Origin of the sequence: Sessilibacter corallicola, from assembly GCF_021290925.1 — a bacterium.
Lineage (GTDB): Bacteria > Pseudomonadota > Gammaproteobacteria > Pseudomonadales > Cellvibrionaceae > Sessilibacter > Sessilibacter corallicola.
This window is the reverse complement of sequence record NZ_JAJSLX010000003.1, coordinates 151,859-177,676: the sequence shown is the minus strand read 5'-3', so window position 1 is coordinate 177,676 and position 25,818 is coordinate 151,859. Positions and strand designations below refer to the sequence as shown.

The following is a 25,818-nucleotide window of genomic DNA, read 5'->3' as shown; positions in this document are numbered from 1 at the left end:
AAAAGTTACGTAATCGATCTGAACCAACAAGAAAATTATACGAAATAGAGCCAAATTGTAAACCATTCAGAGACACGGCGTATTACCTGAGCATTAACGTTCTCAAAGCGCGAAACACAAAATCTCTGTGCTTAAGAATAATTCGGTTTTTTGGCAACCAACTCGAAGAACGCAGCACAGTTCTAGCTTTAGAGAATGTCAGAAATCCTTCATGGCCGTGATATTGACCCATACCGGAGTGACCTATGCCACCAAAAGGAGCGTCATCGGCCATAACGTGCATGGCTGAATCGTTAATCGAAACGCCGCCGCTGTGAGTGTTTTTTAAGATGTTTTCGATGAATAAATCTTGAGAAGACATGATGTACAGCGCCAATGGTCTTGGGCGTTCATTGATGTACTCAATAACTTCTTCAATGTTACGGTAGGTCATTACCGGTAAAATGGAGCCGAAGATTTCTTCCTGTAATACCTTCATTTCTTGGCTAACCTCTGTGACCAAATGAGGGTATACCCGCCGCCCCTGGTCATTCTCGATGGGTTTCACCGAATGGATATTGGCTCCCTTTTGCTTAGCGTCTTCGAGGAAACCCAACAAGCGGTCGTATTGCCTTTGCGACACGATATGGGTTTGAGTATTTTGGTTGTTGCTGTTTAAGTGATATTCGCCGTAACGCTGAATAAAGGTTTTAATAAACGCTTCTTTTCTGTTTTCAGGGACAAACACGTAATCAGGAGCAACGCAGATTTGCCCGGAGTTGACAGATTTACCCACGATAATAGCGTCGACAGCAATGGCCATATCGATGGTGTCATCAATAATAGTGGGCGATTTACCGCCAAGCTCCAGTGTGATTGGGGTTAGGTTTTTTGCCGCAGCGCTGGCTACGTGTCGTGCTACAGCAGTCGAGCCTGTAAACACCAAATGATCAAACGGCAGTGAGGAAAAAGCGGCCCCTACTTCTGATTCACCTTCACAAATAACGATGTGCTCACTAAGATCTTTAAGCACCGCCCTGAGCGCCTGATTAGCGTTGGGTGTGAATTCGCTCATTTTGATCATGACACGGTTCCCGGCAGCCAGTGCTTGAACCGCAGGCCCCAAAGCTAAGAAAAACGGGAAATTCCAAGGCGTAATTACACCCACAACGCCTAGCGGCTGATAATGAACTTTAACGTTGGATGGCAGCAACATAAGCCCAGAATGCCGTTTTGACGGCTTCATCCATTTGCGCAGATTCTTGATTGCGTAGTTGATTCCCATAACGGTGGGCAGTACATCCGAAATTAGGGAATCAAATTCACTCCGATATCCATAATCTTTTTTAAGCGCTTCGTAGATTTGTTTTTCGTTACGAATAAGCGAGGCTTTTAATGTTTTTAAAACATCAATTCTGTCACGATAACTTGGGTACGGTTGCTGATTGTACGAATCACGCAACGTCTCAAGCGTTGCACGCAAACTGTCTTTATTTTCCACGGATTTGGTTTCATTCATAACGGATATACCTTCCATTAAAGCGGCTCACGATAACGTCAAAGTTTTCTGCTGTGGTTCCTCGTCTGTGCTCTACAACCAAATGATTTCTGGCTGCTACACCGAGGGTTTAGAGGTCTTTCGTCGACAATACGACTTTGAATGAGCACACATACCACCCAGCCTATCGTCATAAACATACAGTTATAGATTAAAAATAACCTATAAATTTACATTTTTAACTATTTTTGTAAACTCAGTACATACTATTCTTGATAACTGTAATAAGTCAACAATTAATTTACAAAATAACCCAATAATGTAAACCTAATAAACGTCAGGAAAACAGACGACAGCGCTTGAGAAGATGCTTATATAGGAGTGGAACTCGATCGAGTACGAGAAGGATTAGTAAAAAATAAAAAACAATTGGATATGACTGTAATTGATAGCAATTACACGTACATAAAAAATGTACTTGGAAAATTAGATTTAAATACATGCGCGGTATTACTCATGATCATGAATTAAATTACCGATAAAAATCCGTTAATTTAAAACTGCATCATGAGTAATAACCGTTAGAAAATCTAAGAAAAATAATCTCAATTAACAATATATTAATAGAAAACTATATTAATTAATGCTGATTAAGTTTGTTTAAATTTACTTTGTCAGTAGAAACCAAGCCAACCATTTTTCGGCAAATCACATAAAATACAGGCGTAAGGAAAAGCCCAAATAAAGTAACGCCTAACATGCCAGAGAAAACCGTTAAGCCAATGGCTTGGCGCATTTCAAAACCGGCACCAGAGGCAAACAGCAACGGTAAAACGCCTAAAATGAAAGACAAGGCCGTCATCAATATCGGGCGCAGTCTTAAACGACAAGCTTCTACTGCGGCGTTCCAAACGTCCATGCCTTTTTCTTGTTCATTTTGTTTGGCAAATTCGACAATCAAAATAGCATTTTTTGACGCTAGGCCAATTAATACCACCAGGCCAATTTGAGTGAGAATATTATTGTCCATACCGGCAATGAGTAATCCTGCACCGGCAGACAATAAACACATCGGCACAATTAACAGAATTGCCAGCGGTAAGGTGTAGCTTTCGTATTGCGCAGAAAGCAGTAAAAACACAAATAAAACCGCCAGAATAAAGATAATAATCGCGGTATTACCGGTATTTTTTTCCTCGTAAGCTAACTCGGTCCATTCATAATCAAAGCCATCGGGAAGTACCGATTCAGCGAGTTGTTCCATACGCGCAATTGCCTGCCCAGAGCTGAAACCCGGACTGGTCTCGCCACTGACCGCCGCAGATGGGTACAAGTTATAGCGCGGCACTCGTGAAGGGCCGGAAGTATCGTGAACGGTGGCAATGGAACCAATAGGAACCATATTGCCGTCTTCACTTCTGACTCTCAAACGCAGCACGTCGTCTTTCGTTAATCGGTATTCAGCATCTGCCTGCGCTGTCACCCGAAATGTACGGCCAAGGAAATTAAAATCATTGATATAGGCCGAGCCAAGATTAATTTCTAATGTGCTAAAAACACTGCTTAGCGGCACATTCAACCGTCTGGCGCGATCGCGATCGATATCTAAGTAAATACGCGGTGTGCCGGTTTCAAAAAAAGTATAGGCAGATCGTGTTTCCTCGGCCTGATTCGCTGCCGCCGCTAACGCCCAGGCCGCTTGTTCGAGTGCCACAGGTCCGTGTGCGCCGCGATCCTGAATCATCATTTTATAACCACTGGCATTACCAATACCCGGTACCGGTGGCGGAGAAATAGCCAGAACAAAAGCGTCGTCAATTGTCGAGAAGGCTCGCTGCATATTGGTCAAAATCACCTCAAGGCTGGGACGTTCACCTAACGGTTCCAAAACCGCAAAGATGGCCCCAGCATTACTCGCATTAGCATTGGTTGCCGCAGAAAAACCGGTAAATGACACCGTATCTTCGACGCCGTCAACGCTGAGTATGGCCTCAGAGACTCGTTGCACCACAGCGTCCGTTCGGTCCAAAGAAGCACCCGAAGGAAGGTTAATTATGGCGATGGCAACACCGTTGTCTTGTGCCGGAATGAACCCCGTCGGTATTTTAGAAAACTGATAACCCGTTAAAGTAATTAAACCCACGTACACCACAGATACCACCAGCGTCATACGAACCAGTTTTCGAACAATAAAGGCGTACTTGCCAGACATGTTATCAATAAAATTATTGAAACCGTTCGAGGCTTTTTCAAGAAAACCCATAGGAGCTTGGCGATCTACTGGCGCTTTCATAAGGATCGTCGCCATCACCGGACTGAGAGTGATCGAAACCACCGTCGAGATCATAGTTGCCGCGGCAATGGTGACCCCAAACTGTTTGTAAAACTGCCCCGAAATTCCCTCCATCAAAACTGTCGGCAAAAATACCGCGACTAACACCAAACTGGTTGCCACCAGTGCAATGCCCACTTCGTCCATAGTTTCTTTGGTAGCTTGACGAACCTCCATGCCCTCACGCAACTTACGCTCTACGTTTTCAACCACAACAATCGCATCATCGACAACAATACCAATTGCGAGAATTAAGCCAAATAACGACAACATGTTGAGAGAAAATCCAGCCATCAACATCACTGCAAACGTGCCTATTAACGAAATAGGAATGGCAATAACGGGAATAATGGCTGTTCGCCAGCTCTGCAAAAAAACAATAATCACAACAATGACCAAAATCATAGACACAAACAAAGTTTGAAAAACTTCATTCATGGATTCTTCGATGTAAGTCGTTGGGTTGTAGATAATTTTGTATTCTAAATCGGCGGGGAAATTCTCTGACAACCGTTGCATGGCTTTAATAACGGTGTCGGATGTATCGAGTGCGTTGGCTCCAGGGCGCATTGTCAGCGCAATGATCACAGAAGGGGTATCGTTTAAATAACCTCGGGTGACATAATTCTCGGCACCCAGCTCAATACGCGCCACATCTTTTAAACGAACCAAGGCACCGCGGTCGCCGGATTTGATAATAATATTTTCAAATTCTTGCTCGTCGACCAAACGTCCTTGAGTTTGCACAGTTAACTCAAAGGCGTGTTGGTTTGGCACTGGCGACTGGTTCAAGATACCGCCGGCCACCTGAATATTTTGGCTGCGCACAGACTCAACAACGTCTTGCGCGGTTAGACCAAGAAACGCCAAGCGATCAGGATCGAGCCAAATACGCATAGAGTAATTTGATGCGCCGTAGGTTTGGCTATTGCCTACGCCGTCCAAACGTTTTAACTGGTCATTAATTTCTAGGCTCGCGTAATTGCCAATGTAGTTTTGATCGTAAGTGCCGCCCGGTGAATACAGGTTAATTGCCAATAAAAAGTCGGGCGCACTTTTAATGGTTGTCACTCCGCGACTGCGAACCGACTCGGGCAATCGAGGTAGTGCAGCAGATACCCGGTTTTGTACCAGCACTTGCGCCGTATTAACGTCGGTGCCTTGCTCAAACGTAATGCTGAGCCTCATTTCGCCATCATTGGTCGCTTGCGACGACATGTAGATCATATTCTCTACGCCGTTGATTTCTTGCTCCAGCGGCGTGGCAACGGTTTGCGCAACGGTTTCGGCATTGGCGCCGGGGTAAGACGCAATGACCTGAATTTGAGGCGGTGCGATTTCAGGGTATTGTGATACCGGCAGTGAGAAATAAGAAAGCACACCAAAAACCACGATCATGAACGATAAAACCGTGGCAAAGCGTGGGCGATCAATAAAAAAGTGAGCAATTTTCATAATTACTTGCCCTCTTGCTGAGTCGCCACTTGGTCTTCGGTAATCGGGCTAATTAATGCATTCGGACGCACCATATGTAACCCGCCTACAACAACACGATCATTTGTTTCGAGTCCAGATTTAATTACGCGCTGACCGTCTTCGGTTATTTGACCCAAGGTTACGTATTTTCGAACCGCTTTATTGTCGGCACTTAATGCGTATACGTATTTGCGATTGAATTCCGTTCCGATAATAGTTTCTGGAACCACCAAATATTCGCTAGGCTCGCGAAAAGTCGCTCTCATACGCCCAAACATTCCCGGCTCGAATATTCCATCGGCGTTATCAAAAATGGCTCGCCCTTCCATAGTGCCGGTATCTGTTCTTAATTCGTTGTCGACATAATTAAAAATGCCTTCGTGTAAGAAGCTATCTTCATCTTGAAGTTTTAGGTACACCGGTTGAGCGGCACCTCGCTCGCCGGTAATACCACCGCTCAAGCGAAGTCGATGATAGGCGAGCACATCGGCTTCACTGCCTTCAAAATAAAATTCTATCGGCGAGACAGTTAGCAAGGTTGCCAAGTGAGTTGCGTTGGCATTACCGCCGCTGATTAAACTGCCCGAACTGACCAAGTTACGGCTAATTCGGCCATCAAACGGGGCTTTTATCTCAGAAAATTCCAGATTAAGCCGGGCATTTTCCATCTCAGCTTTTGCGACTCTCATTTCTTGAATGCGTTGGTCATATTCTTCTTCAGAAATCGCGTTTGATTTTCGTAAACCGCCAGCACGTTTAAATTCTTTATCAGCAAATTCGAATCGCGCCTCAGCGCTTTTAAGCTCAATCTCGAACGGACGCTGATCGACGACAAACAAAACATCGCCCTTTTTCACTTCTTGGCCGTCTTTAAAGCGAATTTCCTCTAAATACCCGCCTACACGAGAGCGAATCTCAACGCGATCTAACGCCTGAAAACGGCCCGTAAATTCGTTCCACTCGGTGATCATTCTTAATTCAGGTGTTTCTACCCGAGCTGGAATGGCCGCAATATTCGGACTCGCCTCGGGCGTTTTTTTCTCGCACCCAGAGACCAATAAAGCAGTAAGGGTCAAAATGACGACAATTGGCACACTTCGGGCAATCATATTCCTACCTTTAAAATTTCGTTTTCCAAACCAATTTGAGGGCTAACCCACAATTTCGCGTATATTAAAGAAATTCAATATTAATCTAAATAAACAAAATGAAGATTCTGTTATACAAATGTGCAAAATTGAGTTCGCCTGTCTCAGACATATCCCATAAGACCTATGCCCATAAGATCTATGCACATAACACACATGCCCATAACGGCCGATAAGAAATCTGTCACATAAACATAATCTGTATGACAAGCTATCTAAACAGATTACACAGCATGACAAGATCAATCTGTGAAATTATGTCTGAGAATAAATGACGCAATCTGTTATTGATCAAGAAACAAACACAACGAAACCTGAGCCTGAATCTGAATGCGAAAAATAGCTAACGAGAAAAAGAGAGGTGAAAATTAGAAATAAAATTAAGAATGAAATACAGAGGCTTGAAAAACAAAGTCTTAAAAGACAGGACCTTAAAAAAACAGGAGCATAAAACACAGCTCCTTTCAAACGTGTAACAACAACACTAATCATTAACATCGCGAACAACAATACTGCATATATTTTTTAGGTAATATTATTTAAGTTGCACGCGATATAAAATTCGATGTAAGTCTGTGACCCCACTCTTACGCCTCAGTTATAGAGATCGAAACAGTGGGAAATTTCTAAAAAAAACATCCTTGTCAAAGTTGGTGGGGGAAATCCTTAAACGTTGTGCTTACAACTGTTCGTTTAGAACAGCTGATTTAGAACTGCCAGTTAACACCAAAGGCAAGTGTGTCTCTGTCGGTTGTATCAGTACCTAATTCCGCTGAAGAGACTGTTTCGTTGTTCCATTCAGCAATCAGAGTTAACGTTGGCGTTAAGTTGTGGTGAACAAACAGCATGGTTAGCTCGCCATCAGAAATATCCTCACCGCTTTCATCGGTAAGTTCGTTTTCACCGTAACTCGCGCCAATGGTGGTTTTACCGAAGGTATAATCGGCCTCAACGTACCATTGTTCAAAATCATCGGTGCTTGGCGTACAGCAGTTAATCCCAGTGCCGTCAGAAAAAGCAGCCGTTAGTGCTACCGGACCAAAGCGCACTTCGCCGCCTAGGTCGTAACCATTAATTTCAGCGTCTGCTTCTGTGTCTTGATTAATAAAGCTCACCCAAAGATCGAGCGCTTCACTTTTATAGTTAATGGCACCCTCAAAACGCAGATTTTCTGCTCTGACCGAGTCTTCGTCTGCTGGAGCAGAAATATCAATAGGATCAAAAAGACCGACATGGAAGCTAACGCCATTAAAGCTATTAGAGGCGTACTGAATGCCCGCGTGAAAATCAGGATAGTAGTAACCGTAATTAATACGACCGGCTGTCGCGCCGCCACCATCAACAGTGCCGCCACGACCTACGCCCGGCAAACTGCCAGTGTCATGCGCCAGTGAACTCAAACCAAAAATGGCAATGTCACGTCCAAATTTAACGGTACCGAAATCACCTTGGACACTCACCTGCGCAATACGAACCCCAAAATTATCTGTTGACCCATCGCCCTGATCCTTAGCGCCTTGTATTGATTGCACCGCCTGGAAAGTACCTGAGACTTTTAAACCGTTATATTCTGGTGCTGCAATGTTTATCGTTAACTTCGAAGGATCAAAACCGGATTGGATGCGACTGCTGGATTCATCCGTTACTTTATTATCGATATCAACAAGGAAGGTTTGAATTTGAAAACCAACACTTCCGGTCCAGCCATCAGCGAAGGAAAATTCTGTGTCACTGAACGCTGAAAAGCTACTGGTAAGTAAAACCGCACCTAGGGCAGCAGGTAATTTCTTTTGGGTAAGTATGTTCATGGGAATACTCTCTTTTATAATATTATTATTTAGCACTTTCAATTTAGCGGAAGTCAGAATTTTTCCGATTCGCCCTTGTTAATCACTATTTTTAAAAACGCTAAAAGGCCATTAAAAATGCAAAAATATAATTATTGAAAATGTGGTATTGAGAAAATAACCAGAGAATAGATGGTAAAACCCTTTATTATCCGGCGTTGCTTATGTAATGCTTAGATTATTATTTTTTTAAGTACATTAAATCGTAAATAAAGTGCTGCAATAAAAATCTTAAAAATTTAGCGAGCGACAAGGCTTTCCAACACTTTTCAGTGTTGGAAAAAACTAATCATTAACCGTTATCGCTTGGGTTAAATTACTGTTCCCAGCTTTTCAATAACTCAGAATAACTAATGGTCTGACCTTGTGGTTTTTCGTTCGCTAGTTTCGCTTTAGGTGAACCCGGCTGATTAAGCCAAAATTGTGGATCTTGCTGAGGGTTCAATTTAGGACCGCACTCGCCCTGTACTTTCGAACGCTCTAGACGACGCAGCATTTTGTCTTGCGCTTTGGCTAAACCATCTAACGCTTGCTGAGGCGTACTTTCACCACTCGCTGCTTCTGCAACGTACTGCCACCAAAGCTGCGCAAGTTTTGGATAATCCGGAACGTTAGTGCCTGTAGGCGACCACTGAAGACGCGCTGGAGAACGATAGAACTCAACCAATCCACCCAATTTTGGCGCTGCGGCGGTCATTTCAGGAGAATTGATATCGGACTCACGAATTGGCGTTAAACCCACCAAAGTTTTCTTCAATGAAACCGTCTTAGACACGGTAAATTGCGCGTATAACCAAGCCGCTTTACGACGTTTTTCTGGCGTTGATTTCAAGAAAGTCCAAGAACCGGTATCTTGATAACCGAGCTTCATGCCCTCTTCCCAATACGGACCTTTTGGCGAAGGAGCCATACGCCATTTAGGGGTTCCGTCTTCATTAACAACGGGTAAGCTAGGTTCGGTTAATGCCGCGGTAAAGGCGGTGTACCAGAAAATTTGCTGGGCAACGTTACCTTGTCCAGGAACAGGGCCAGCTTCACCAAACGTCATGCCTTGTGCTTCTGGTGGTGCGTAAGCGCGTAACCAATCGACGTATTTTGTAGTTGCGTAAACCGCTGCTGGACCGTTGGTGGCGCCGCCGCGAGAAACACTCGAACCTACCGGGCGACAACCGTCAACACGAATGCCCCACTCGTCAACCGGCACACCGTTGGGAATGCCCTTATCGCCGGCTCCAGCCATTGAGAACCAGGCATCGGTAAAACGCCATCCGAGGGATGGATCTTTCTTACCATAATCCATGTGACCATAAACGCGCTCGCCATCGATGGTTTTTACATCGTTAGAAAAGAAGGCAGCGATGTCTTCATAGGCCGACCAGTTAATAGGTACACCCAATTCGTAGCCGTATTTTGCTTTGAATTGCTGCTTTAATTCTGGACGTTCAAACCAGTCGGCTCGGAACCAGTATAAGTTTGCAAATTGCTGGTCCGGCAATTGATAAATAACGCCGTCGGGACCGGTCGTAAAACTAAGACCAATAAAATCGTCGAGATCTAATGTAGGTAAAGTCGTTTTTTCGTCTTTCATCATGTCAGAAATAGGAACGACTTTTCCGTAACGGAAATGGGTACCAATGAGATCAGAATCGTTAATCCAACCGTCGTAAATATTGCGATCAGATTGCATTTGGGTTTGTAGTTTTTCAACAACATCACCCTCACCAATAAGATCGTGATTAACGTTAATTCCGGTGATTTCAGAGAATGCTTTTGCTAAAACTTTAGACTCATACTCATGGGTGGTAATGGTTTCTGATACCACATTGATATCCATACCACGGAATTCTTTAGCCGCTTCTCTGAACCATTGCAATTCTCTCTCTTGCTCAGCTCTACTTAGCGTTGATTTTGTGAATTCATTATCGAGCCATTTCTTAGATGCATCTGAATACTGATCAGACATCGCTTGAGTACTCAAGCCAATTGCAGAAACAGCAGCAACCAGAGTAAGTAGAGAAGTCGATTTATAATTATAGTTACTTTTCATATCTAACCTCTAAATTAATTTAACATCCATAGGTGTATATCCACAGGGTGTGTATTCATAGGGGGAATACCCATTTATGGAACCGTGGATTAGCTCCAAAATTATTGATCGTCGTTTTATTTCATTGCCAACCTCTGTCTTAATTTAATGTTTATTGATAAATACCTAGGCAGACGTCAAAACTGTTTTGATCCAACAGCGATTGAATCTGCCGGTATTAGAAAATTGTTAACCCCATCGCAGCACTGAGAAAAACCAAACAACGGAAATACCGAAAGCGATCCAAATGCTGTGTTCACTCACTGCCAAGAAAATAAGATGAATATAAGCACTGCCGAGCAAGCCGATAAACACTCTGTCTCCGCGAGTGGTCGCAATAATTGGCAAGAATCCTTTGCGCTCAACCGTCGGTGATTTAATTTCCCAAATCGTCATGCAAATTAATATTATCGCTATACCGATAAAAAATGTTGTGGTCACTGTTGACCAAGCCATCCAACCCATTTAACACCTCAAGCAATTTTTTTATTTAATGTTTTTACACTCGGCCTAAGGCAAAGCCTTTGGCAATATGATCACGCACAAACCAAACGACGAGACATCCAGGAATAATGGTGAGCACACCCGCTGCGGCCAGCAATCCCCAATCAACACCTTCACCGCCAATAGTACGTGTCATAATCGCACCAATAGGTTTTGCTTCTACCGATGTCAGTGTTCTTGCCATGAGTAGCTCTACCCAAGAGAACATGAAGGAGAAAAATGCAGTCACACCAATGGCGGAACGAATCATTGGCAAAAAGATTTTGATGAAAAATCTAGGGAAGCTGTAACCATCAATATACGCAGTTTCATCAATTTCGGTAGGAACACCCGACATAAACCCTTCTAAAATCCATACTGCCAATGGCACGCTGAACAAACAGTGAGCCAACGCCACCGCTATGTGCGTATCGAATAAACCAACAGAAGAATACAGCTGGAAAAACGGCAACAAGAATACGGCTGGCGGCGCCATTTTGTTGGTGAGCAACCAGAAAAATAACGGTTTATCGCCCAAAAAACGGTAGCGGCTAAACGCGTATGCAGCAGGCAGCGCGGTTAACAAGGTAATAATCACATTAAGAATTACATAGATCATCGAATTTATGTAACCCATATACCAACTGGAATCGGTAAAAATATTAATGTAGTTATCAAAGGTGAAATTCTGTGGCCAATAGCTCAAAGTACTGAGTATTTCATCATTACTTTTGAACGACATCATAACTAGCCAGTAAATAGGTAGCGCAATAAAAAAGATATACAGGCTAATACCAATAATTTTTCGTTTATTCATTTTTCTGCCTTACTTTTTATTATCAAGATGGGTAATTGTGGTGAAGAACAACCACGACACCAGCAGTACAATTAGGAAGTAAATCAATGAGAACGCTGCTGCTGGTCCCAAATCAAATTGTCCAATTGCCATCTTAGTTAAGGTTTGGCTCAAGAAAGTGGTTGAGTTACCGGGTCCGCCACCGGTAAGAACAAACGGCTCAGCGTAAATCATAAAGCTGTCCATAAATCTCAGCAGAACACCAATCACAAGAACACTTTGAAGCTTTGGTAATTGAATGTAGCGGAATATGGCCCACGCCGACGCCTGATCAATTTTTGCAGCTTGATAATAAGCATTAGGAATCGAACGCAAACCGGAATAACACAGTAATGCAACCAATGAAGTCCAGTGCCATACGTCCATCAATAGAACAGTAAACCACGCGTCAGTCGGGTTTGAGGCATAGTTATAATCAACACCAATGCCATTCAAAAAAGCGCCCATTAAACCGATGTCTGCTCGGCCAAAAATTTGCCAAATTGTACCGACAACGTTCCAAGGAATAAGCAACGGCATTGCTAATACCACCAAACAAAACGACGCCATTTTTCCGCGTGTTGGCATCATTAAGGCAATCAAAATGCCGAGCGGAATTTCAATGAGTAATACTGCTGCCGAAAATGTAAATTGTCGGATCAAAGAATCCTGCAGGCGCGGATCATTTAAGACCTCTCGGTACCATTCGGTGCCAACAAAATAAGCGCTGTTTTGATCAAAAATATCTTGAACAGAGTAATTAACAACGGTCATCAAAGGTATTACCGCTGAAAAAGCAACGAGCGCTAAAACCGGCAATACCAAAAACCAAGCTTTATTATTTTTTACTTTTAGGTTCATGCTGTTTCCTCCTTCACTAGATACTCATCAACATAGACTTTCAACCATTCATCTGGCAAAGAAATGTGAGCAACTCCAGAAGGAACTTCTTGGTCTTCTTCGATACGTGCTTTTATTTTTTGCTGCCCAAATTGAAGCGTAATAATTTTATAGGTACCCAAATTTTCTACATCAAGCACATCGCATGGAAACGTATTTGCATCGGATGAATTTTTTACTTCAACAAATTCCGGTCGAATGCCAATTTTTATGTTGTTGGATTTTTGCGATGATACTTTGTGCACCATGTTTGCATTTAATGGAACTTTCACACCGTCAAATACCGCCATGTCCCCTTCTAATGAAACCTCGATAATGTTCATTCCGGGACTGCCAATGAAGTACCCAACAAAGGTATGCTCTGGATTTTCGAAAAGCTCTCTGGGTTCACCAAACTGTACAATTTGGCCCTGATACATCAAGGCAATCTTATCGGCAAAAGTAGACGCCTCAAGCTGATCATGGGTCACATAAACCATGGTGATATTAAATTTTTCGTGAATTTGCTTGAGCTTGCGTCGCAATTTCCACTTCAAGTGTGGATCAATAACTGTTAATGGTTCATCAAATAAAATCGCTGACACATCGTCTCGAACCAAACCACGGCCCATTGAGACTTTTTGTTTTTCATCGGCAGTTAAGCGATTAGCTCTTCTGTGCAGGAGTTCACCTAGTTCTAACACTTCGGCAACTTCATTGACTTTTTTGTCGATTTTATCTTTTGAGTATTTTAAGTTTCGCAGCGGAAATGCCAAGTTTTCATAAACCGTCATTGAGTCATAAATAACTGGGAACTGAAAAACCTGAGCAATGTTTCGCTGATCTGGCTGTAAGGTATTTACTTCTTTTCCGTCGAATTTTACTTTGCCTTCCGAAGGCTGCAGCAAACCAGAAATAATATTTAACAACGTGCTTTTACCGCAACCAGAAGGACCTAACAGTGCGTAAGCACCGCCTTGAGTCCAGACATGATTCATTTCCCGAATCGCGTAATCTTCCGGCTTTTTTGGCTCTTCAAGATAACTGTGAGCCAGCGATTGCAAATGTATTTCAGCCATGAGTCACCCCCTGAGATGATGTTTTAGATTCACGGCCAATAAGATAATGTGGTGCCTGAATCATTTTCCCCTGTGTGTTGAAAACGTATAATTTATTAATTGGCAAATAAACGCGTACAGGTACGTCACTGTGAAATGCGTGAACACCTGCCAGTTGTGCAACCAGCGATATGCGATGTCCTGCCATATGAAGATAGGTTTCTGAACCACTGATTTCTGCAACATCGACAGTAAGATCGAGTGCAATGTCGTCATCATTTTGCTGAGACATGGTGATATGGTGAGGGCGAATACCAAAATTGTATTCGCCAGAACTAATTTCGCCGAGCTCTTCGTGAAAACTAAAACTTGTGCCGCTCGAAATAGTCACTTTGGAACCGTCGACAACACCATTAATAATATTGATAGGAGGCTCACTGAATAGTTCGGCCGATTCAATACTGTTAGGAAAACTGTAAACGTCGTTAACTGGGCCGGTTTGAATGATACGACCTTCATGCAATAAAGTTGTAACACCACCCAATGCTAATGCTTCATTGGGTTCAGTACTCGCGTAAATCGCGATGGTATTTTGTGTTTTGAATAATTCGCGCAATTCAAAACGTAATTCTTCACGTAATTTATAGTCTAAGTTTACGAGTGGTTCGTCGAATAAAATTAAGCTTCCCTTTTTGATCAACGCCCTAGCCATTGCGGTACGTTGTTGTTGGCCGCCCGAAAGTTCCAGTGGTAAACGTTGTAAAAACTGCTCAATATGCAGCATTTCTGCAACTTCACTAACGCGCTTGTTGATCTCTGTATCTTTTACTCCCGCAATACGTAATGGTGAGGCAATATTTTCAAAGACGCTTAAATTAGGGTAATTAATGAATTGTTGATACACCATGGATATATTCCGTTTTTGCACGGGTATACCAGTAACGTCAGTACCATCCATTAAAATTTTACCTTGATCAGGCTTATCCAGTCCTGCAATCAAGCGCATGAGAGATGTTTTCCCCGCAAGGGTTCTTCCTAGCAATACATTAAAGGAACCCGGCGCAAAGGTTATATTGGCATTATCAATATAGGTTTCACCATTCACGACACGCGATATATTCTTTAGCGTTAGTGACATAACACTCAACGACCTCTTAGTTTAAACTATTAAGTTTCTTTTGAATTTATAAAAAATTATTTTTATTGTAATTTAATATTTTTAAAGTGCTTTTTAATTTATAGAAAATTATTCTTTTATTTTAAATTAAGCGTTTAAAGTACATTAAACTTTTCGGATTGACTTTCAATAACAGTTATCTTCAATAAAGGTTACACTTTTGGTAAAAGTTATTTTGAACAAACTTTATAGAATATTTCTGAATTTGCTTTAATTTATTTTTATTTTGCTTAAGACAATCCCCAGAGTGCTTGTCTAGCACGCCGAAAATTGTCTTTTCAATGAATTTTTACAGAATTTTTTATTATTTTTAATTTGGCGAAAATTTTTGAATATTTATTTCTACAACAACATTCACGCTTAATTTAATTCGCTGCTCACTCGTTTAACCGATTTTTTCCAACCCGCGTAGAATTTATCTCGTTCAGGCTTTGTCATAACGGGGTCATAACTGGCCTCTAAATTCCACGCTGTTTCAATATGCTCCAGTGAGGTAAAAATACCGGCTTGTAAACCCGCCAAAAACGCAACACCTTGGGCTGTGGTTTCTATGACTTTAGGAACGTCTACTCTCGCCCCTAAAATATCGGCCAAAAATTGTAGGAACCAAGCATTAGCAGCCATTCCGCCGTCCACTCGTAACGAGACCGGTCGTACGCCGTCGATTTCCATGGACTTTTGCAGATCTTTGGTTTGGTAACACACTGACTGCAAACCAGCAGTCACAATTTCTTTAATGCCGGTATTACGGGTTAAACCGAAAATAGCACCGCGTGCATCCGGGTCCCAATAAGGCGCGCCCAAACCGGTAAAAGCGGGCACCATATACACGCCGTGAGAAAGTGGCGTATCGCGTGCGAGGATTTCTGCTTCATCGGCTTGATTAATGAGTTTTAAGCCATCGCGAAGCCACTGTATTGCTGCGCCTGCAACAAAAATGCTGCCTTCTACCGCGTAAGTCACTTTGCCATTCAAACGATAGGCTACCGTAGTGAGTAACTGATTCTTGGAGGTTAAGGCTTTATCGCCGGTATTCAGTATTAAAAAGCACCCTGTACCGTAAGTACTTTTTGCCATTCCCGATTTAAAACAAGCTTGACCAAACAGTGCCGCTTGTTGATCTCCGGCCATTGCCAAAATTGGAATTTCTGCACCTAAGATGGATTTTTCACTAACGCCAAAATCATGTGCTGAGTCGGCCACTTCGGGCAGCATGCATTCTGGAATATCAAACAGTGCTAATAGTTTTTTGTCCCAGGACTGGGTATGGATGTTGAACAACAAGGTTCGCGAGGCATTACTGGCGTCAGTCTTATGAGATTTACCGTGGGTTAAATGCCAAAGTAAATACGTATCAACGGTACCAAACAGTAAATCGCCTTGCTCTGCTTTTTGCCGCGCGCCACTGACATTATCAAGCACCCATTTGAGTTTGGTTGCAGAAAAATATGGGTCGGCCAGCAATCCTGTTTTTTCTTGCAACATTGGCTCTAGGCCATCGTCTTTTAATTGTTGGCAATAAACGCTTGCTCGTCGGTCTTGCCAAACAATTGCATTGTAAATAGCTTTACCGGTATTTTTGTCCCATACGATAGTTGTTTCGCGTTGATTCGTAATTCCCATGGCGGCAACTTGCGAAACATCGATGTTTTGTTCTTTGAGAACTCGCTGACAACAATCAATGGAAGTGGTAAGAAGGTCATTGGGGTCGTGCTCAACCCAACCATTTTCGGGAAAATATTGAGGAAACTCACTTTGTGCCTTGGCTACGATTGCGCCTTCTGTGGTGAATAAAACGGCTCGGGTACTGGTCGTCCCCTGATCTATAGACAATAAGTAACGATCCATTAGGTATCAAATCCTCAATTATTATTATGATAAATGTTATTTAATGTTCGTTTATGTTCTTATTGAAACATAAAGATCACGATTATCCTAGAAAAAAATTCGGATTGTACATAATTGAGGCAACTAAACCAGTACACCTTCACAACCAGCGAAACAAATGCAATAACAAACGAACTCTTTATCGCAATTGGTTAAAAGCGGGTTCGCACTATCAACTAAGAGATTGTAGACGCTTAATAACCCATGCGCCGAAAAGCCCGTCAACTCGGCTCTTCGCCTCACTTTTGACAAATGAGCGACACAAACAAACGAAAATAAGAAAACAGCCGTATCGCAGCGGATTTAGACATCATATTGACACACTAAATTTTCACAACATGGCGCATGACCAACCTTTTCAAGTAAAAAATGAATCCAACAAAGATTATTGGATTAAAATTTAGATGCGCCCTTTGTAGGCCGGAAAAGTAGATGAGAAAGGCAGATGAAAAAGGTAGAAGGGAAAAACAGAAGAAAAAATAGGTCGGAAAAATGGGTGAAAAAGAGCATTTAAAACAATACTAATATTCACATTGGTCTAATGTAGCCACAGTACGAGCATAAGATTGCAGTATGGATATAATGCAAAATTACTCGTATGATAAAAAATATTTCTAAAATTACAGTAATCATGAACCAGCCTTATCGACACAACCAAATACTTTCTCTTATTGAGGAGCGTGATTTCGTCTCTATCGAAGAGCTTGTGGAACATTTTAATGTAACGCCTCAGACCATTCGCAGAGACCTCAATAAGCTCGCCCAAACCAATCTCATCACCCGCTATCACGGCGGCGCTTGCCTAGCTTCAAGCACTCAAAACACCGAATATCAAGAGCGCAAACAGACTAACCGGCAAGCCAAAAACAATATTGCTCAGCAATTGGTAAAGTTTATTCCGAACAATTCCTCGCTGTTTATCAATATTGGAACGACCACAGAAGCCGTTGCCCAGGCGCTGCTGGGGCATCAAAATTTAAAAGTAGTGACCAATAATATTCATGTTGCTTCGATTCTTAGCGAAAACGAAAGCTGCTCTATCATCGTTGCCGCTGGGGAAGTGAGAAATAACGACGGCGGAATCATCGGCGAATCAACCATCGAGTTCATCAATCAGTTTCAAATGGACTTTGGAATCATCGGTATCAGCGGTATCGACGATGACGGCTCCCTACTCGATTACGATTACCGAGAAGTGCGCGTCTCACAGAGCATTATCCGCAACTCCAGACAGGTTTTACTCGCGGCTGATCACAGTAAATTCGGCCGTAACGCCATGATTAGGTTAGGTAATATCAACGAAGCTAACCACCTATTTACTGACTTTGATCCCTCAGAAAACATTAAGGCTTTGTTAGCCAGTAACGGCGTTAAACTCCACATTACCTAGCTGTCACGCCCATAGAATGGGCGTTATCGACGATCATTCAGCTTATTTGGAATCATCGGTAGTCTCATTACTGATGATTCTTAATCAGCCAGTGTCATTACTGCCAAGTACCGCTTACATCCTCGGCAATAAACCACTTGCCCCTACCATTTTCTTTTCTTAAATAACCCTAAAACACTGGTTTTACCTTCCAATTTTGGCTTCCAGATTAGGTAATTTCCCCTTTTTTCAGATCAGCACTCACTAATATTGGCCTGATCGTTTATCACTTCCGAAATGTTCGTTTGTTTTCATATTGATTCTTTTGTGTTGATTTTTTATGCCAGGAGTTCTATATTGAATACTGTCTTGCTTCATAAACCTCAAAATTAATCTCTAATCGATAAATATAATTATGTATGATTTGATAGTAATTGGTGGCGGCATCAATGGTTGTGGTATTGCAAACGACGCTGCAGGTCGCGACCTTAAAGTACTCCTTTGTGAAAAAAACGATTTAGCCTCTAGTACTTCATCAAAAAGCTCCAAGCTCATTCATGGGGGCTTGCGTTATCTTGAGCACTACGAATTCAGACTCGTAAAAGAAGCGCTGGCAGAACGAGAAACTCTGCTCAATAACGCGCCACACATCATGTGGCCACTGCGTTTTATTTTGCCGCACCGACCGCATTTACGTCCTCGTTGGATGATTATGGCGGGATTGTTCTTATACGATCATTTGAGCCGATTAAAAACACTGCGCAAATCCAACAGCGTATCGTTTGGAAAAGACAGCCCTTTAATTGACGACATAAAAAACGGCTTTGAATATTCCGACGGCTGGGTCGATGACGCTCGCCTAGTGATTCTTAATGCAATGTCGGCCCGTCATCACGGTGCTAATATTCTTCCCCAATCCGATTGCGTAGAAGCCGTGCGCGAAAAAGATCATTGGATTGTTAAAATTAAGAATAACGTAACTCAACAAGTGACCACTGAACGCTGCAAAATGTTGGTTAATGCTGCGGGTCCTTGGGTGGGTGATTTGTTCAAAAATGTTATTGCCGCTAAAGCGACAAAAAATATTCGCTTAATTAAGGGCAGTCACATTGTTGTGCCCAAAATTCACAATAACGAACAAGCCTACATATTACAAAATGAAGATCAGCGCATTGTTTTCGTGATTCCCTACGAAAATGATTTCTCATTGATTGGCACAACCGATGTTGAAGTTGATCAAGATCCTTCAACGGTAAAAATCTCCAAAGATGAAATTGATTATCTTGTAAAAATTACCAACAAGCACTTTAAACGCAAAATTACCGCAGACGATATCGTTTACACCTATTCTGGTGTCAGACCGCTGCTGGACGACGAATCCTCTTCCGCGCAAGCGATTACCCGTGACTACACGTTAGAAATAGACCAAGAAGAAGGCGCCGCGCCCTTACTGTCTATTTTTGGTGGAAAAATAACCACCTATCGCAAACTTGCCGAGGCCGCAACCAACAGGATTAGCGAGTTTTTCCCAACAATGAGTGGAACTTGGACAAAAACAGCGCCTTTACCCGGCGGCAATTTTTCCAACAAAAAAGCATTAAAAGAAAAACTGATAAAACAATTCCCGTGGTTAACCGACAGTTTATTGGATCGCTACATTCGCAGCTACGGCACACTCACTTTTAAAGTGTTAATGGGGTGCTTTTCAAAAGAAGATATGGGCAAACACTTTGGTGCCGAGCTCTATCAGTGTGAAGTGGAATACCTTATTGATAATGAGTGGGCTACTTGTACGGACGATATTTTATGGCGACGTTCTAAACTCGGCCTAAAAATCAACGAAAAGCAAAAAGAAGTATTAACGAAAGCAATTGACACTCTAATAAATGCTCCCGATGACAACTATCAAATAAAAGAGAATATTTGAGTATAAATAATTGACCAATAAATGAGATACAACATGCGACGCCCTATAATAATTGCCAATTGGAAAATGAATGGCAGCCGTGAAAAAAATACGTCTTTTTTAGAGCATTTCTTGACTGCAATTAATGCGGAAACTTGCGATATTGTTATTTGCCCACCGCTGCCCTATTTATCTCAAATACAACAGAGTATTGAAATCACTGCAATCAATTTAGGTAGCCAAAATGTTTGTCAGTACCCCGAAGGGGCCTACACTGGCGAAACCAGTGCAACCATGTTGGCTGATTTAGGTTGTCAATATTGCTTGATTGGCCATTCCGAACGACGGCTTATTTTCAACGAAAGCGACAAATCAATTGCGGATAAATTTTTATTGCTCAAAGAGAACAATATCACGCCTGTTCTCTGCGTTGGTGAAACCTTGCAGCAACGAGAAAACAACGAAACAGAACAGGTGGTGTTAAGTCAGATTGATAGTGTTATTCATTCAGTTGGTATCAATAACTTTATCGATTCTGTTATTGCCTACGAACCGGTTTGGTCGATTGGCACTGGATTGACCGCAACACCTGAACAAGCTCAGAGTGTTCACTTGGCGATACGTAATCATCTCGAAACACACAACAGCCAAACCGCTTCTGGAACCAGAATTGTCTACGGCGGCAGCGTAAAACCTGAAAATGCAGCTGACTTATTCAGCCAACCGGATATTGATGGTGGGCTTATTGGCGGCGCATCACTAAAGGCCGAATCGTTCGCTGAGATTTGCAATGTATTAAGCAGTAACGCAGAAGTAATGCATTAAGACGCTAAGAATCTCTGATTAAAATCACATTAATCAGAGATTCTTGCACGACAACAAACCGTAATACCCTCTTATTTTGAGCTCATCTGAAACCTATCTTAATCCCACCTGCGCTCACCACACACTAAATCGTACAAAAGAAAGTTGTTCGATACTCACACAACAACTAAAGACTGAATTTTAATCTTTAAGTATTATTTTTATTCATCTCATCAAATGAGAGTTAACATTAATAATCCGTATATTCTTTAAATATCAATGATTTATAACAATAACTTCATAAATAACTTTATATCGACCTAATATTCAAAATCATCTACAAAGCCGACGGTACGAATGATGTAAAACGTTTAATACTCGTTAGTGTCATAAACCGATGCGTATGTGTATTCTTAAACAAATCGCCGCGAGCGCTGTCATCCGAATTTGGGGAGTATCAATGATAAAAACAATGAAACGTTTGCTTGATCGTAAAAAACTGACCTTTTTAGCGTCTCTAACTTTTGTTGCATCAGTGTCGTGTGCGAATGCGCAAGAAGCCGTGCAAAGCAAAGTGCTGGCAAGCAATTTAAAGCACCCATGGGGAATGGCATTTTTACCGGATGGCGATATTCTTTTAACGGAACGTAATTTTGGCAGTATTCGTCGCTTCTCATTTGATACCGGCTTAAGTAACCCCATCAAAAACGTGCCCGAGTCAGTGTCTGTGAATCAGGGTGGTATGCTGGGTTTAACTATTGATCCAGCATTTACCGAAAACCAAACCATTTATTTTTGCTACGTAAAAAAAGGCAATGGCGGTCACAGCAGTAATGTTGCCAAAGCAAAATTGGTCAATGACTCGCTTGCAGACGTTAAAACCATTTTTACCGCAAAGCCTTTGTTAAATAACGGCTATCATTTTGGCTGCCGTTTGGGCTTTGATGACGATGGTAATTTGTTTATTACGCTAGGCGATCGCAATAAATACCGCAAAGAAGCACAAAGTACCGACGACCATTTTGGTACCATTGTCAGAATTCATCCCGATGGCAGCGTTCCTTCCGATAACCCCTTCGTCGACGGCAAAGCCCCAGAAGTGTACAGCTATGGCCATCGCAATGTTCAAGGGCTTGTGGTACATCCTGAAACTCGTGTGTTATGGGCAATGGAACACGGTCCACGCGGCGGTGACGAAGTAAATATTATTGAATCGGGAAATAACTACGGTTGGCCTGTGATCACTTACGGAACCGAATATTCCGGCAGAAAAATAACCGACATCACCGAAAAAGAAGGCATGGAACAACCGGTTCTGTATTGGACGCCATCGATTGCCCCAAGTGGCATGGCTTTTTACCACGGCGACAAATTTCCTGACTGGCAAGGTGATCTTCTGGTAGGTTCGTTAAAGTTCAGGCATTTACGACGAGTAAAAATGAATGGCGACGTTCCAGGTGAAGAAATCGAATATTTGAAGGATTTAAACGAGCGTATTCGCGATGTCATAATTGGCCCTGACGGTTTAATTTACGTATTAACCGACGAAGCAAGAGGCAAATTAATTCAAATTTCTCCCAGCTCTTAAATTTTAAAATTAGTTTTTTTATCACTTCTAAAGAGAGCAAGCCTAATATCATGCGCTTGCTCTTTCCTTTCAAGGTTTTATGAACATCAGTATTTTAATAAATGATGTTATCCGAGTTCGCTTAATAATGTTTCTAAGGTATTTTTAGCATCCAAACTGAGTGGAAGTAAGGGTTTTCTCGGACCACCAACACGATGCCCTTTAATTTCAAGCCCACATTTCACAGATGCAGCTAAACCCGAAACCACAATGTATTCTAAAAATTCGTATTGCTGATAAAAGAGCGTTTTAGCCTGAGCATTATTCCCCGCTTTTATTGCATCGAAAAGCTGTTTGGGTTGATCGCCTATCAAACACGGCGCCGCCGTACACCAACCTTGTGCACCAGCATTTAACGCTTCCAACGCTAGGTGATTGCAGCCATTGTAAAAAGGAACCTTACCGGCAGACAGTTTATGAATTTTATGCATGCGTTGAATATCGCCAGAGCTTTCTTTAATCATTGACGCATTTTTGATGGAATCGATCATTTTCAGCATAAACTCGGGCGACATATCAACGCCACACGTTGCCGGATTGTTGTACACCATAATCGGCAGCGACGTTGCGTTTGACACGGCATCGTAGTGTGCAAATATTTCTTCTTCACTTAATTTGTAGTACGAAAACGGCGACAGCATAATAACGTCGGCACCTATTTCGTAGGCGTACTGTGCGTATTTAATCGCTTGCTGAGTCGTCAATTCTGCAATGCCAATCACCACAGGAACTTTGCCAGCCACATATTGCACGGTAAATTCGGCCACTTGTTGCCATTCTAATTCACTTAAGTAGGCGGCTTCTCCCGCACTGCCCAGCGCGGCAATTGCATTAACATTGGCCTCAAGCAAAATATCAATAACATTACCGAGTTTCTCAAGGTCAACGCCTTGAGTGTCGGCGTTAAATGGGGTGATTGGATAACCAATAATTCCAGATAATTCCATAACTTACTCCTTAAATGCAGTCAGTGTGATTTTTTAGCGCTTGCCTAACGTAATAAGCAAAATTAACGTTGTTGCGTTTGTCAGAAGATACCCAGTCGTGAGCTTCATTCGCTAACGCCGAAGGCAACGGTTTAATGTTTCCCGCAGCCATTGCCAGTAACTGCAACTGTGCGGCTCGCTCGATTAAAATCGCCAAATTACAGGCTTCTTCGATGGTTTTACCGGTAACTAACTGTCCGTGATGAGCCAAAAATACCGCTCGATTACTGCCTAATGCCTCAGAAATTAAAATGCCCTCTTCATTACCAACTGGCACACCGGGCCAATCGGCTAAAAATGAGCAGTCGTTGTACAACGCACAGGTATCCATGTGCGAAATCACCAAGGGTTCTTCAAGCATGGACAACGCCGCAACGTGAGTCGGGTGTGTATGAATAATGCAATTAACGTTTGGGTGTTCTTTGTAGACCCAAGTGTGAAAACGATTAGCGGGGTTTGGCATGCCGACGCCATCCAGAGGTTCTAGATCTTGATTCACCTCTATTAAATTGTCTGCGCTTATTTCGTCGAAGCCTAAGCCAAATCGTTGCGTTAAAAATGTGTTGGGTCTTTCTGTGCGACAGGTAATTTGCCCTGCTAAACCTGAGTCATGACCTTTATCGAATAAAATTCTGCACGTAATGGCGAGCTTTTGGCGATCGGTGAGATCGGCGTCTTGTATAAATTTATGCATGTCATTTTCGGCACGGTGCATGAGTTCCGGTTTCGTTTTGGTAGCCGTTTTCATGGAGGTTTCCTAATTGATTCCGTTGACAGTACCGGCACGATATCGATAGTCTGGCCCCAAACAAAGATCCAGATTTTATAATTTAACTGGTCCAGAAAATCAGAGGAAACCATCATGCTGCGACCTTGGGAAACCCAGTTTTGGCTTGACAACAGCCCTGGTAAAACCCTGCACACCAAACTATTAAACACATTAATTATTGATATTAAAAACGGGCGATTATCGCCGGGCAGCATGCTTCCGGGGTCTCGTTCACTCGCTGAAAAATTAGCGGTTAATCGCAAAACCGTACAGCAAGTTTATGAAGAATTAGAAGCTCAAGGCTGGCTGACAACACGTCCGCGATCAGGCACGTTTATTTCAGAAACACTGCCAGAATACGGATTATCAAATTCCGTTAAAGAATTACTCAACAACGCCAACAAAACCGAAAACACACCGGGTTTAGTCGACGACCTCTATCAAGACGCGGTAAATATACAACCACAATTGTCCAGCAATAACGACGGCACGCCGGACTCACGACTTATTCCCTACGAATTATTGGCAAGAACCTATCGTAAAACCTGCATAGAAATGCATCGCCATCCGATCTCAGGATACGGTGATCCAAGAGGAACAACGGAGTTACGTGAATCCTTGGCTAAAATGTTGTCTGAAGATCGATTCATGAATTGTAGCGCCGAACAAATTTGTATTGTGCGTGGCAGCCAAATGGGAATTTATTTGGCTTCAAAAATTCTCGATCCTAAAAAAGGCGCTATTGTGGTTGAACAATTGTCTTACCCACCGGCACAAGCGGCGTTTGAATCAAACGGTTTTAGCGTTATTAAATGCAGGCTAGATCATCAAGGATTAGACATCGACCATTTGCGAGAAATTCTTGTGTGTGATTCTGTTGCTGCGATTTACATAACGCCTCACCACCAATACCCTACCACCGTTAACCTGCCTATGGAGAGACGTTTAGCACTGCTGGCACTGTCTAAAGAACACAATTTTGCCATTTTAGAAGACGATTACGATCACGAATTCCACTACCAAACCAATCCTATTCCGCCTTTAGCAAGCCTGCCAAATTCAGATAACGTTGTGCATATTGGTTCTATGTCGAAAGTGTTCTCGCCCGATTTACGGTTGGGTTACATCGCCGCCGATTCATTACTGATCGAAGAAGCGGCACGAGAAATTATGTTGATCGATCGCCAGGGAAATACCATTACAGAACGGGTGCTTTCCAATTTAATGGAATCGGGAGAAATTAAAAGACACATTCGTAAAGCGCGTAAACACTATGAAGGCAGAAGAAATTACACCGCGCAAGAATTTAAACGGATTTTTGGCGATCAGGTTTCGTTTGATATTCCCACAGGCGGTTTGGCCATTTGGGTCGATATTTCTCAATTAATTAACGGGCGTCCGCTCGATGATTTACCCAGTAATGACTCAATGCTGAGCACGCTATTTTCCACCGACCAGGCCGCGCCTACACACCTTAGATTCGGGTTCGGGGCACTCAATGAAACTGAGATAACGCAATCGATTGAGCATTTATCGCAGTTGTTATTAGAAACCTCTGATTGAGGTTTTCTGCGATTCTATGTTTAAAAAAGGGTTCGTTGTTTAAAAAAAGGTTCATAGTTTAAAAACGATACATAAGCGTTTTCTCTTAGAGCCTTTTTCCTATATCTGA

At 42.4% G+C, this 25,818-nt stretch carries 18 protein-coding genes; 5 read left to right on the top strand and 13 right to left on the bottom strand.

Annotated features, from left to right (window positions below):
- Nucleotides 1-82: 82 nt before the first annotated feature.
- The 11 genes from LU361_RS15045 to glpK all read right to left on the bottom strand — a co-directional run bounded on the left by LU361_RS15045 (nt 83) and on the right by glpK (nt 16,646).
- Nucleotides 83-1,498 carry a coniferyl aldehyde dehydrogenase gene (locus LU361_RS15045; protein WP_233089707.1) on the bottom strand — a complete coding sequence of 472 codons (1,416 nt, stop codon included), beginning with the start codon at nt 1,496-1,498 and terminating at the stop codon, nt 83-85.
- Between the two features lie 619 nt (nt 1,499-2,117).
- Nucleotides 2,118-5,264: an efflux RND transporter permease subunit gene (locus LU361_RS15040; RefSeq protein WP_233089706.1), complete on the bottom strand. Its 3,147-nt coding sequence runs from the start codon at nt 5,262-5,264 to the stop codon at nt 2,118-2,120.
- Between the two features lie 2 nt (nt 5,265-5,266).
- Nucleotides 5,267-6,394 carry an efflux RND transporter periplasmic adaptor subunit gene (locus LU361_RS15035; RefSeq protein ID WP_233089705.1) on the bottom strand — a complete coding sequence of 376 codons (1,128 nt, stop codon included), beginning with the start codon at nt 6,392-6,394 and terminating at the stop codon, nt 5,267-5,269.
- Nucleotides 6,395-7,140: 746 nt separating this feature from the next.
- Complete coding sequence (locus LU361_RS15030; protein WP_233089704.1) at nt 7,141-8,241, bottom strand: porin; 1,101 nt, start codon at nt 8,239-8,241, stop codon at nt 7,141-7,143.
- Between the two features lie 355 nt (nt 8,242-8,596).
- The gene (locus LU361_RS15025) at nt 8,597-10,327 is read right to left on the bottom strand and encodes an ABC transporter substrate-binding protein (protein WP_233089703.1); all 1,731 of its coding nucleotides are present in this window, start codon (nt 10,325-10,327) and stop codon (nt 8,597-8,599) included.
- Between the two features lie 228 nt (nt 10,328-10,555).
- The gene (locus LU361_RS15020) at nt 10,556-10,822 is read right to left on the bottom strand and encodes a DUF2160 domain-containing protein (protein ID WP_233089702.1); all 267 of its coding nucleotides are present in this window, start codon (nt 10,820-10,822) and stop codon (nt 10,556-10,558) included.
- A 43-nt stretch (nt 10,823-10,865) separates the two neighbouring features.
- The gene (locus LU361_RS15015; protein ID WP_233089701.1) at nt 10,866-11,666 is read right to left on the bottom strand and encodes a carbohydrate ABC transporter permease; all 801 of its coding nucleotides are present in this window, start codon (nt 11,664-11,666) and stop codon (nt 10,866-10,868) included.
- 9 nt (nt 11,667-11,675) lie between these two features.
- Nucleotides 11,676-12,545, bottom strand: coding sequence for a carbohydrate ABC transporter permease (locus tag LU361_RS15010; protein WP_233089700.1), 870 nt, complete (start codon nt 12,543-12,545; stop codon nt 11,676-11,678).
- Nucleotides 12,542-13,642 carry an ABC transporter ATP-binding protein gene (locus LU361_RS15005; RefSeq protein WP_233089699.1) on the bottom strand — a complete coding sequence of 367 codons (1,101 nt, stop codon included), beginning with the start codon at nt 13,640-13,642 and terminating at the stop codon, nt 12,542-12,544. Before LU361_RS15005 ends, LU361_RS15010 begins: the two co-directional genes overlap by 4 nt.
- Nucleotides 13,635-14,759 (bottom strand): ABC transporter ATP-binding protein, encoded by a 1,125-nt coding sequence (locus LU361_RS15000; protein WP_233089698.1) that lies wholly within the window; start codon nt 14,757-14,759, stop codon nt 13,635-13,637. Before LU361_RS15000 ends, LU361_RS15005 begins: the two co-directional genes overlap by 8 nt.
- A gap of 399 nt (nt 14,760-15,158) precedes the next feature.
- Entirely contained in the window at nt 15,159-16,646 is a 1,488-nt protein-coding gene (gene glpK, locus LU361_RS14995) for a glycerol kinase GlpK (protein ID WP_233089697.1), read from the bottom strand.
- Nucleotides 16,647-17,316: 670 nt separating this feature from the next.
- Between glpK and LU361_RS14990 the strand changes: the two genes are divergently transcribed.
- The 4 genes from LU361_RS14990 to LU361_RS14975 all read left to right on the top strand — a co-directional run bounded on the left by LU361_RS14990 (nt 17,317) and on the right by LU361_RS14975 (nt 22,352).
- Nucleotides 17,317-18,075, top strand: coding sequence for a DeoR/GlpR family transcriptional regulator (locus tag LU361_RS14990; protein ID WP_233089696.1), 759 nt, complete (start codon nt 17,317-17,319; stop codon nt 18,073-18,075).
- A 394-nt stretch (nt 18,076-18,469) separates the two neighbouring features.
- Nucleotides 18,470-19,981 carry a glycerol-3-phosphate dehydrogenase gene (glpD, locus tag LU361_RS14985; protein ID WP_233089695.1) on the top strand — a complete coding sequence of 504 codons (1,512 nt, stop codon included), beginning with the start codon at nt 18,470-18,472 and terminating at the stop codon, nt 19,979-19,981.
- A 33-nt stretch (nt 19,982-20,014) separates the two neighbouring features.
- Entirely contained in the window at nt 20,015-20,785 is a 771-nt protein-coding gene (gene tpiA / locus LU361_RS14980) for a triose-phosphate isomerase (protein WP_233089694.1), read from the top strand.
- Nucleotides 20,786-21,224: 439 nt separating this feature from the next.
- Nucleotides 21,225-22,352, top strand: a complete 1,128-nt coding sequence (locus LU361_RS14975) for a PQQ-dependent sugar dehydrogenase (protein WP_233089693.1) — start codon at nt 21,225-21,227, stop codon at nt 22,350-22,352.
- A gap of 107 nt (nt 22,353-22,459) precedes the next feature.
- Here LU361_RS14975 and LU361_RS14970 read toward each other — a convergent pair whose 3' ends face one another.
- A complete protein-coding gene (locus LU361_RS14970; RefSeq protein WP_233089692.1) occupies nt 22,460-23,338 on the bottom strand; it encodes a dihydrodipicolinate synthase family protein in 879 nt (292 codons plus the stop codon).
- 10 nt (nt 23,339-23,348) lie between these two features.
- Entirely contained in the window at nt 23,349-24,125 is a 777-nt protein-coding gene (locus tag LU361_RS14965) for an aldolase (RefSeq protein WP_233089691.1), read from the bottom strand.
- 114 nt (nt 24,126-24,239) lie between these two features.
- Here LU361_RS14965 and pdxR point away from each other — a divergent pair, with 114 nt between their 5' ends.
- Nucleotides 24,240-25,709 carry a MocR-like pyridoxine biosynthesis transcription factor PdxR gene (pdxR, locus tag LU361_RS14960; RefSeq protein WP_233089690.1) on the top strand — a complete coding sequence of 490 codons (1,470 nt, stop codon included), beginning with the start codon at nt 24,240-24,242 and terminating at the stop codon, nt 25,707-25,709.
- Nucleotides 25,710-25,818 lie beyond the last annotated feature (109 nt).

Bases quoted from the DNA above. Each gene is read 5' to 3' on its own strand.
- LU361_RS15035 (WP_233089705.1), bottom strand. From the start codon at position 6,394: ATGATTGCCCGAAGTGTGCCAATTGTCGTCATTTTGACCCTTACTGCT.
- LU361_RS14975 (WP_233089693.1), top strand. From the start codon at position 21,225: ATGATAAAAACAATGAAACGTTTGCTTGATCGTAAAAAACTGACCTTT.
- LU361_RS14965 (WP_233089691.1), bottom strand. From the start codon at position 24,125: ATGAAAACGGCTACCAAAACGAAACCGGAACTCATGCACCGTGCCGAA.
- LU361_RS15020 (WP_233089702.1), bottom strand. From the start codon at position 10,822: ATGGCTTGGTCAACAGTGACCACAACATTTTTTATCGGTATAGCGATA.
- tpiA (WP_233089694.1), top strand. From the start codon at position 20,015: ATGCGACGCCCTATAATAATTGCCAATTGGAAAATGAATGGCAGCCGT.
- LU361_RS15005 (WP_233089699.1), bottom strand. From the start codon at position 13,642: ATGGCTGAAATACATTTGCAATCGCTGGCTCACAGTTATCTTGAAGAG.
- LU361_RS14990 (WP_233089696.1), top strand. From the start codon at position 17,317: ATGAACCAGCCTTATCGACACAACCAAATACTTTCTCTTATTGAGGAG.
- glpK (WP_233089697.1), bottom strand. From the start codon at position 16,646: ATGGATCGTTACTTATTGTCTATAGATCAGGGGACGACCAGTACCCGA.
- glpD (WP_233089695.1), top strand. From the start codon at position 18,470: ATGTATGATTTGATAGTAATTGGTGGCGGCATCAATGGTTGTGGTATT.
- LU361_RS15030 (WP_233089704.1), bottom strand. From the start codon at position 8,241: ATGAACATACTTACCCAAAAGAAATTACCTGCTGCCCTAGGTGCGGTT.
- pdxR (WP_233089690.1), top strand. From the start codon at position 24,240: ATGCTGCGACCTTGGGAAACCCAGTTTTGGCTTGACAACAGCCCTGGT.
- LU361_RS14970 (WP_233089692.1), bottom strand. From the start codon at position 23,338: ATGGAATTATCTGGAATTATTGGTTATCCAATCACCCCATTTAACGCC.
- LU361_RS15000 (WP_233089698.1), bottom strand. From the start codon at position 14,759: ATGTCACTAACGCTAAAGAATATATCGCGTGTCGTGAATGGTGAAACC.
- LU361_RS15045 (WP_233089707.1), bottom strand. From the start codon at position 1,498: ATGAATGAAACCAAATCCGTGGAAAATAAAGACAGTTTGCGTGCAACG.
- LU361_RS15010 (WP_233089700.1), bottom strand. From the start codon at position 12,545: ATGAACCTAAAAGTAAAAAATAATAAAGCTTGGTTTTTGGTATTGCCG.
- LU361_RS15015 (WP_233089701.1), bottom strand. From the start codon at position 11,666: ATGAATAAACGAAAAATTATTGGTATTAGCCTGTATATCTTTTTTATT.
- LU361_RS15040 (WP_233089706.1), bottom strand. From the start codon at position 5,264: ATGAAAATTGCTCACTTTTTTATTGATCGCCCACGCTTTGCCACGGTT.
- LU361_RS15025 (WP_233089703.1), bottom strand. From the start codon at position 10,327: ATGAAAAGTAACTATAATTATAAATCGACTTCTCTACTTACTCTGGTT.